General features: G+C 67.6%; 8 protein-coding genes. 1 reads left to right on the top strand and 7 read right to left on the bottom strand.

Features of this window, described 5'->3' with window-relative positions:
* From RGD00_RS22455 to RGD00_RS22435, 5 genes are all read right to left on the bottom strand, one after another.
* Positions 1–495, bottom strand: a 495-nt coding sequence (locus RGD00_RS22455; RefSeq protein ID WP_310459471.1) for a hypothetical protein, incomplete at its 3' end; no start/stop codon positions are given.
* Complete coding sequence (locus RGD00_RS22450) at positions 492–1973, bottom strand: hypothetical protein (protein ID WP_310459470.1); 1482 nt, start codon at positions 1971–1973, stop codon at positions 492–494. The genes RGD00_RS22455 and RGD00_RS22450, both read right to left, overlap by 4 nt.
* A 12-nt stretch (positions 1974–1985) precedes the next feature.
* On the bottom strand, positions 1986–5291 hold the full coding sequence (locus RGD00_RS22445; RefSeq protein WP_310459469.1) for a phage tail protein: 3306 nt from the start codon (positions 5289–5291) through the stop codon (positions 1986–1988).
* Positions 5291–5716, bottom strand: coding sequence for a DUF6950 family protein (locus RGD00_RS22440; RefSeq protein WP_310459468.1), 426 nt, complete (start codon positions 5714–5716; stop codon positions 5291–5293). Before RGD00_RS22440 ends, RGD00_RS22445 begins: the two co-directional genes overlap by 1 nt.
* Positions 5713–6312 (bottom strand): hypothetical protein, encoded by a 600-nt coding sequence (locus tag RGD00_RS22435; RefSeq protein ID WP_310459467.1) that lies wholly within the window; start codon positions 6310–6312, stop codon positions 5713–5715. The genes RGD00_RS22440 and RGD00_RS22435 overlap by 4 nt, the downstream gene beginning before the upstream one ends.
* A 70-nt stretch (positions 6313–6382) precedes the next feature.
* Between RGD00_RS22435 and RGD00_RS22430 the strand changes: the two genes are divergently transcribed.
* Positions 6383–6685, top strand: a complete 303-nt coding sequence (locus RGD00_RS22430) for a hypothetical protein (RefSeq protein ID WP_310459466.1) — start codon at positions 6383–6385, stop codon at positions 6683–6685.
* 22 nt (positions 6686–6707) lie between these two features.
* On the opposite strand, the gene RGD00_RS22425 is transcribed toward RGD00_RS22430, so the two are convergent.
* Both RGD00_RS22425 and RGD00_RS22420 read right to left on the bottom strand, forming a co-directional pair.
* The gene (locus RGD00_RS22425) at positions 6708–7364 is read right to left on the bottom strand and encodes a hypothetical protein (RefSeq protein WP_310459465.1); all 657 of its coding nucleotides are present in this window, start codon (positions 7362–7364) and stop codon (positions 6708–6710) included.
* The coding region (locus RGD00_RS22420) for a D-alanyl-D-alanine carboxypeptidase family protein (protein WP_310459464.1) at positions 7364–8635 on the bottom strand (1272 nt) is incomplete at its 5' end. The genes RGD00_RS22425 and RGD00_RS22420, both read right to left, overlap by 1 nt.

Raw genomic sequence — 8635 nt, 5'->3', positions numbered from 1 at the left:
TGCGGCGTTGTTGTAGAGCGTTACCACGTCCCCAGCCCGAGGCGATCCTCCCCCGGCATCAGAGATGGCGGTATTCGCCTGAGCGTTGTCCCAGGAGGACGCCGGAGAGATGTCCTTCGACGTGGTGATCGTACCCCGCTCGCCCGTGACGCCCTGCTTGGCCTTGGCGATCGTGAACCGCAGCGTGATCGGGGTCTCGCCCGTCTTGCTCGCGGTCAGATCCACATAGCCGCTGTCCACGGACATGGCCGAGACCGAATAGGTCCGGGTCGAGAGCGCGCCGGTGACACCGGCGGAGGGCGTGGCGGTGACGGTCCAGTAGGAGGAAACGTCAGCCGTGCCCTGCCGGATCACCATCGTCGTGTTGGCTATGGTGTAGTTGCCGCCGGTGCCGTCCTCCGCTGTGACAATCAGACAGGCGTCCTGTGTCAGATAGGCATTCAGCCCATCGTTCAGGTCTGCGATCGTGAGCTCGGCAGAAGCGACATGGGTCACGGCCGGTTCGCCTCGCAGAAGATCCGGGTCTTCACGTCGATGTCGTCACCCGTCACCGTCAGCGGGTCAGACCCATTCGTCGTGACCCTGCCTTGTGTGGTCGCACCCTGACAGACAAAGAGCTTACCGTTCTGGAACTGGTTGACGGTCGGCTGACCGAGCCAGTTGGCGAAGGCGACGTAGGCGCCATGCACGTTCGGCCCCCGGATGGTCACGGTGTTGCCGGTGCCGCTTGCGACCTCGAAGAACACCTCGGCCCCACCAGGGGTGACGCATTTGAGAAGGTCGCCGGCGGCGAAAGTGATCGGCGATCCGCTATAGGTGAAGACCGCGTTGGAGCCGGCGGTGTTCGCCGAGATGGTACGCCCGCCCGAAACCGCGGTCCGGGTGGCATCGACAAAGGCCCCGCGCTTGCCATCCCTGTTGTAGAATGTCCAGGTGAAGGTCCAGCCGGTCAGGTCGGTGATCTGGGTGGACCCATAGAACACGCCGGGTGTGAGATTGGTGGATCCGACACCGTTCTGGAGCTTGTCGCCGGCCGATGAGTTGATGCGAACGTCGTAGGGGTCGGACACGTCGTAGATCGTGAAGTAGGTCTGGTAGATCGTGCCATCGGCATCCTTCGCCTCGACGCGATAGATCCCCATGTCCTGCACGGCGCTTTCGTGGATGGTCAGGGTGTTATGACCAGTCCAGGCTGCGCTGGCGGGCAGGTTGCTACCGATGTTTCCGACGGCCAGAACGGGCGCTGCCCCCACCGCGGTGGTGCGCATCCCATATTTGGTGTTGTAGGGGGCCGTGTTGATGATCTGATCGGCCCCATGGTTCTCGAACCAGCGGTAGGTGATGCCGGTCGTATCGACGCCCGCGGCCCGGATCAGGCGGGCGGCGACGGCGGTGACGTTCTTGGTCGCGCCAGTCCCCTGCTCGATCGCGGTGCTGCCCTCGATCTGGAGATAGACCGCATTGGTGCCGGTCTTGACCACGTTCAGGCTGATCTGCGCGATCACATGGCTGACGAGACCAGTCACGGGGTCAGTGTAGTCGCCCTCGAAATAGACCACGACCTGCGGGACGGTGGGCAGCAGGTTGGCGCTGATGGTCAGGGTCGATCCGCTGGCGTCATGCACCACCGTGAACGTGTGACCCGCGCCCGAGGTGAACCGGGTGCTCATCTGTGCGTTCGAACTGACCAGAGCGCTGGTGCCTGTGATCGGGGTGGCAGTGGGGGGATCCACGTACCATTTGCGGTTGGTCAGTAGCCCCGTCACGTCCTCGGCGGCATTGGTGGAGCCGGCATAGACCTTCGCGGTCAGCGCGAGACTTGCGCCGCTCTGCCAGTTGGGCGTGTAGGATTCCAGGCTTTCGTCCTTGGTGAAGACCTGCTGCATGCCGGGGGTTGTGGTGATGAAGGCCGTGATCGGACGCGCGTCGTTGGTATCGACGATGGTGATCTGGCCGGTGGAGACGATTGCCATCGGGAGGGTCCTCTAGCTTGAGATGACGTCGCAGAAGAAAGTTGCGCGGGAATGCACGGCGTCGATGTTCACATCGACCTGCTTGAAGCCGGAGAGGTAGGCCGCATTCCATGCGGGGTCGTCGGCGGGTACGGCGGAGATCCGGCGCCAGCGAAACCAGCCCGCCGGGGTCTCGTCCGTGACCTCGGCGCCGTTCTTGAACAGCCGGGCCTTCAGGAGCGTCGTGGACGCCTGACCGGGCCTGAAGATCGTGCCGTTGGTGCTCTCGATCGTCAGGTAGAAGGCGTTGCCGTCCGACAGGTACTGCATCCAGGCCAGCGGCGAGCCCGTCAGGATATAGCTCTTTCCGTCCACCGTGTTCTTGTAGAGCGCGTTCTGCCGCCAGAGTTCACCCAGCTGTTCCGCGGTCGGCGGCGCGGCGAACTCGCCCACGAAATTGACCGAGGGCGTGAGGCTGTTCGCGGCGATCGAGGACAGCGAGATCGTGTTGCCGCCCGAGGTGATGTAGGCCGCCGGGGAAATCTCGCCGGTCGCGCTGAAGACCACATCGCCGTAGATGTCGAGGATGTTCAGCCCGCGCGCGTCGATCTGGCCGGCCAGGATCAGGCCGTCGAGTTCGGCGGCGCTGACCACGGGTACATAGGCAGAGCCCGACCATTTGTAGAGCACCCCGCCGTGCTGGATGTAGCCGGTGATACGGCTGGTGGGCAGCGGGCCGCTGTCGATGATCCTGACCGGCTCCACCCCGGTCTGGAACGATCCCTCGTCGATCAGCCCTGTCAGGTTCCCGGTCTGGAGCGCGACCGTCTGCCCCTGCACACGGGCCGACCAGCCGCTCTTGTTGCCCGAGGTATCGACGGCGCGGATCCAGTAGTGCCGGGTGGTGGCCGCGGCCGGCAGGCCGGTGCGCGCCAGCCGGGTCGAGGTCGCGCGGATGACATCCGTCGTGCCCGCGGTCGGATCCGGGGTGGCCGTCTCCGCCTCGAACAGTTCGTAATGGGACAGGTCCGCCTCGGCGTTGGCGGCCCATTCCAGCCAGATCGCCTCGAACCCGCCGGTCGCGGTCAGGCCGGTGGGGATGGCCGGCGGGGTGGTGTCGCCGACGGCCGTGTGGGCGACCGGCGCGGTCCAGGCCGAGGCATTTCCCCCGGCATCGACCGCGCGCACCGCGACCGTATAGGTCACGCCGGGCACCGCCGGCCATTCGTAGCGGCTGCCCGAGGTCACGAACAGCACCGGGTTGCCGCCGCCCTCCGTCAGGCTGATGTCGTGATAGGCCAGATCGGCATCGGCCGGCGCGGCCCAGGTGGCGCGCAGCACCACCCGCTGACCCAGAAGCACCGAGGTCAGGGCCAGATCGGTGGGCGAGGCAGGAGGGGTGTGGTCGATGGCGCTGACGTCAGCCGCGGTCAGCCGCACATCCAGGGTCGTGACCGACAGCCACCCAGTCCATTCGTCGGGGCCTTTGATGACCGGGCTGGCGCGCACCTCGTATTCGGTGGCCGGCAGCAGGCCCTCGACGAGGATGATTTCGCCCGCTTCCAGATCCTGTGTCGTTCCCCGCAGCACGACCAAGGACGCTCCGGCGAGCCGGATCTCCCATCGGATGCCGTCGGCCTGAATGTCGTCATCCCAGACCAGCCGGATCGCGGGGCGGCGGTCTGCCCCACCCGCGTCCTTGATCGTCACCGCGTGGACCGCAAATCCTGACACCGCCAGCGCGGGCGGCGGGGTGCTGCCGGTGGGGCCGGGCACCCAGGGCAGCGCGAACGAGGGGGACCAGTCGTAATCCTCGGGGTCCACCTCCCGGGTCGAGACCTGCACCACGCAGGTTCGGACATCCTCGACCACTTCCGAGATCTCGAAATCCTTGCCCGCATATCCGTTGCGCTGGCTGGCCCAGGCGGCGGTGTCGAGCGGGTCAAGGATCGTGGCATCGGGCGGCAGGTTGATGATGTGCCGCGCGAACCGCCGCTCGGCCTCGATCCAGGCGCGCATCAGGCGCTGCACCTGCATCGCATAGGGCACCGCCGGCAGCACCAGATCGGCGGTGCGGCGGCCGAAACGATCCGCAGCCTCCCATTCGGCATTGTGCCGTGGAGGGGCGTCCTTGGTCTCCCAAAGTTCTTCGGGCTCCGGGTATTGCGCCGCCACCGCGTTATAGGTGTCGGCCAGGGCGGGAAATGGGTCCAGTTCCTGCGGTTTCGAGACGAGAACGTCGTCGTCGGTGAACGAATAGACCGGCAGCGCGGGCGCGCCGGCACGTATCCGCCAGATGCCGCCGCAATCGGCGACCTGGGCCGTGGCGGCCTTCAGGATCTCCGTCAACGCCGAAGCCGGCTCCTGCGTCAGCGCAACCTCGAGCCCCGCCCGATATGCCGGTTCGGATCCTCCGTCGCCGAGCTCGACCGGCACGTCGCAAAGGTTCATGGCCGCCATCCAGTCGGCGGGCGGCAGATCCTGTGCCGCGACCTGACCGCCCCAGATCTCGCCGCCCGGCAGGGCGATGCCGTGGAAAATGCTCCATGCCTGCACGATGGGGTTGTCGGTCTGCTCCCAGGTGGCAGGATTGTTCAGCCGGTGCGCCCCGCTGCCTCCGGCGGTGCTGTCCTTGCGGATGTCGTAGCGCGGCGCGCCGCGCATCTCGAAGCGATACCGCGGCACCTGGGTAAAGCCGGCCTTGTGGGCCATGACGAAGGTCAGGATCGCATAGCAGAGCCCATGGCCGACCATTTCCGCGGTCCAGGGACGATCCGGGTGGCTGCCGTATTTGTCCCGCAGCATCGGGTCGGCGGTTGTCTGGCTGCCGTCGTAGTACCGCACGTAGATCAGTGGCCGCCCCTTGTGCTGGTATTTGGCAGCCAGCACGGGGCACCCATACCCATTCGGATCGGCGTCCGGCCCCAGTTCGACATAGTCGTCGCCGATGATCATCCGCTCCAGCGTGGCACCCGGCTCCGAGCACAGCTCGATCACATGGGTCAGAAAGACGTTGTCCGGCCCGTGCGAATAGGGCGGGCAGATCGCCTGTCCGCTGGTGGCGGTTTTCCCGAATATGATAGTTTCGGGGTTCTGCTCGCCGCGGAGCGTGGTGTTGATCGTCAGCCCGCCGCCCTGCGAGGCCTTCTTGGTGACCGCCGCCTGCAAAGCGGAGATGGCGACGGTGGTCAGCAGCTTTGCCGCAAGACCTCCGATCACCGTGGATCCGAAGGCTGCGCCGAGGTACCAGCCGCCGGCCGCCGCAGTGCCGACGGCGATGCCGGCGGTCCCCATGCCGAACCCGAACAGACCTGCGGCGAAACCGAACGCCTGGGGCATCAGCCGATCCCCAGCTTGAACAGCCGCAGCGTCGGCGTCATCGGCACCACACCCAGACGGCCCGACCGGCTCAGCACATAGACGCCCGCGCCCTGCACCACGCCACCGGCATCGCCCTCCTCACCCGGCACGATGGCAATGTCGCCGGGAAGAGCCATGTTGACCGGGGCCTCGGGCAGATGGGCGGCGATCAGCGCAACATGATCGGCATAGCCCGCCCGCCGCAGGATGCGCCGGCCCCCGGCGAAAGTGCTGTAGCGACCGCGCCAGTCGGCCGCGAGATCGACCCCGGTCTGGGCCTCGACCGCACCGGCGGCAAACAGGCAGCAGTCCCATTGCCCCGGCACGATCGGGCGACCGGCCGCGCCGGTGAGCCAGCGCCGCAGCCGGACCTGCCAGTCCGGAAGACGCGCCAGGCCCGTCATGCCGACCCCCAGCGGGTCTCGACCGCATCCGCCTGGCTGGCATATTGGCGGAATGCATCGGCCGGCATGCGGGCGCGCAGGCTGGCGTCCGACCGCTTGCGTGAGAGCGGCGTGGCCAGCGCCCGCGCCCCGCTCGCCACGTCCAGATCGACGCTGGACGCCTCGCCCTTGGCCCCCGTCTGGAACCGCAGCTTGTCGATATAGCCCTTGAAGAGCCGATGGGGCGGAGCCACCAGCGCCAGCGTCAGGGGATCGAACACCGCCCGGTGGATCTCGATCACCGCATGGCGCACGTCATAGCCCCGCACCGCCAGCTGCACCTCCGGGGCGATGCCCGACAGGCTCAGCCGCTGCGTCCTGACTTGCAAGCCGGTGCCGCGCCGGATCGGATCGACCCCGAGCGCGGCGCCCGCGCCGTAATACGTCCGGGTGGAGCCGGCCACCACGAAGTCGCGGTGATCGTCGCCGGTCCAGAACCCGATCGTCTCCGACAGCCCGGTCTCCCGGTTGCGGGCCGCGACCCAGACCAGCGCATGGGCGTGGATCGGGCTGCGGGCGGCCATATAGGCGGCGGTGGCGCTGTCATAGCTGCGCATCAGCCGTTCCCCCCGGACTCCAGCGAGACGCCTGCGCTACCTTCTCCTGGTGCAGGAGAGGATTCGCCGAATGACGACAATGACCTTGGAACAGGTGATAGAGCACCTTCAGTCCGAGATACGGGAACTGCGGATGCAGCTCGGCGGCGCAGAGTTCGCAATCGCAATGCTCGGAATAGCGCTCGCCGATACATCGCCTGCTGCTGCCGCGAACGTAGCCGAGCGGATAAGGAGCCTGCCCGAGGAGCTGAGAGATCAGCCTTGCGTTGTGTCTCTTTTGGCCGGTCTTGAACGGCTTTTTCAAACGCAGCAAAAGCCTGCGCGATCGCCGCCTCGACTTCGGCTCGTAGATGATCCTGAGGAAGAGGATTGAATTCGATCAGGTCGGCCATGGATCACCTCAACGTCTGCTGAAAGCGGAACGAACTCCCGACGGTCAGCCGCGCCCGCCGCCGGCCGGGCTGGACCGAACCGGGCACGATCACCGCCTTGCAGGCGGGCTTGACCAGCGTCACGGCGGCCAGATCAGGCCATCCCGGGCGCAGGTTGGGACTGACTTCGAACAGTGGGGTCACGCCCGCCTCATCCGCCGTCGCGGGCGAGGCCACCCGGTGGAGGGCGTAGCGCACGGGATTGGTGCCGTAGCTATAGGCCAGCCGGTCGCCCCGGCGCAGTTGATAGCCGACGGGCAGGCCCTGCAGGCGCATCTCCCGCGACGTCCCGGCCACCGAATGCATCGTGACGGACGCCGCGCCCAGCACCGACCCGCCCCAGTCCGACCTCGGCCAGGGCCGTGCGCGGTCGGTGGCGAAGAAACTGCCGCCCGCGCGCCGCACGATGTCGAGCATGGCGCTGACATCGGCCGCCTCATCCGGCGTCATGTCGCCCAGCACCACCTCGCCCTGCCACAGGCGCGTACCCAGATCGGCGGTCAGGATTTCGCCGCCGCCGGTCTCCGAGATCTCGACGGCCTCGGGCAGGTCGAAGGTCAGTTCCCGGATCGGCAGGATGTCCCAGAAGTCGGCGAGCGAGAGGGGAAAACTGTAGGCCATCAGGCTGCCCAATCGTCGTTGATCACCATCCGCACCCGGCCGGCGAAGACATTGCGGTCGTATTCGTCGAACGCCCGACGGATGGCCTCATGAACCCCGGCGGCGATCTGCGCGTCGCCCGTGCCCGCGACATTGATCTCGAACAGGTGCCGTTGCTCGGCCGGGGTCGCCGATACCGCCGCAGCCATCGCCGCCCGCTGCCCGGCCGGCACCGCGGGCCGGCCGCCCACGACATGGCCGCCGGTCTGGTAGCCCGGCATCCGGCCCCGGCGGATGGCCTCCAGATTGGCAACCCCGATCCGGCTGGTGGAGGCCGCGTCGAATACGTATTCGCCGGCATGGACGAGCCCTGCGACATCAGAAGGCCCACCGGCGCCAGTCCAGCCGCCGACCTCGAAGCCCGGGATCCCGATCCCCTTGAACAGTCCGCCCAGCAGCGTCGCCGCCACCATCCCGCCGGGGCCTTTCGACGCCCCCAGCATCTGCAAGGTCTGGGCAAAGGTGCTTCCGATTGCCGCCAGCCCCTGGCCGGTGGTCTCGGCCCGCGCCCCGAAGCCGGTCAGCTGGCCCGTCGCCATCTCGGCCGAGGTCGCCAGACGCTCCAGTTGCGCCACCGGCAGGGCCTGCCCCGCCTTCGCCGCCTGAACGTTGGCCGGTTCGATGTGCCATGGCTCGTGCCCCATGCGGAAGCCAAGCCCGAAGCGGCCCGCATTGGCGTGAAACCAGTCCTGTACCGCGGAAGAGCCATAGCGAAGATCTGCCGCCAGGCCGAAGTTGTGGTTGGACGAACCGGGCGGCGCGACATGCCGACGTGCTGCGGCTTCGCTGCCGTATTTGGCCACCGCCTCCGCGAAGAGTTCGGCCTGCCGCTCGACGGTGCGGAAGGCCGAGGTGATCTTGATCGCGGTCGGTCCGAAGATGGCCTGCGCCTCGGCAACCATCGCGGACAGTTGCGCCGCGAAGGGGCCATTGAGCCCGGTCAGTGCGTCCGGCCGCAGCGCCCCGCCCACCGCCACCGACTGGAGGTGCCCGGCGGAAACGGTGGGGCCGCCGGGTGCCCAGGGCATGTTGGCAGCCGGTCCCAACCCGGCAGCAAGCGGCAATCCTGACAGGCCGGATGTCGAGATATTGACCATCGGCGTGGTCACCGCCATCGACGCCGGCGTCATCGGGCCGGCACCCGCCACCGCGAGCGGCTCGGCCTGCGCGCCTCCGAACAGCCGCCCGACGATCCCGCCGAGGCCGCCCACATCGTCCAGCGTGGCGTAGTT

The organism is Ruixingdingia sedimenti (assembly GCF_031432425.1).
Classification (GTDB): domain Bacteria; phylum Pseudomonadota; class Alphaproteobacteria; order Rhodobacterales; family Rhodobacteraceae; genus Ruixingdingia; species Ruixingdingia sedimenti.
Note: the sequence above shows the minus strand (reverse complement) of the source record. Positions and strands in the feature narration are given on the sequence as shown.

Excerpts from the sequence above, each read along its gene's own strand:
- RGD00_RS22450 (WP_310459470.1), bottom strand. The coding sequence starts at position 1,973 with ATGGCAATCGTCTCCACCGGCCAGATCACCATCGTCGATACCAACGAC.
- RGD00_RS22445 (WP_310459469.1), bottom strand. The coding sequence starts at position 5,291 with ATGCCCCAGGCGTTCGGTTTCGCCGCAGGTCTGTTCGGGTTCGGCATG.
- RGD00_RS22440 (WP_310459468.1), bottom strand. The coding sequence starts at position 5,716 with ATGACGGGCCTGGCGCGTCTTCCGGACTGGCAGGTCCGGCTGCGGCGC.
- RGD00_RS22435 (WP_310459467.1), bottom strand. The coding sequence starts at position 6,312 with ATGCGCAGCTATGACAGCGCCACCGCCGCCTATATGGCCGCCCGCAGC.
- RGD00_RS22430 (WP_310459466.1), top strand. The coding sequence starts at position 6,383 with ATGACGACAATGACCTTGGAACAGGTGATAGAGCACCTTCAGTCCGAG.
- RGD00_RS22425 (WP_310459465.1), bottom strand. The coding sequence starts at position 7,364 with ATGGCCTACAGTTTTCCCCTCTCGCTCGCCGACTTCTGGGACATCCTG.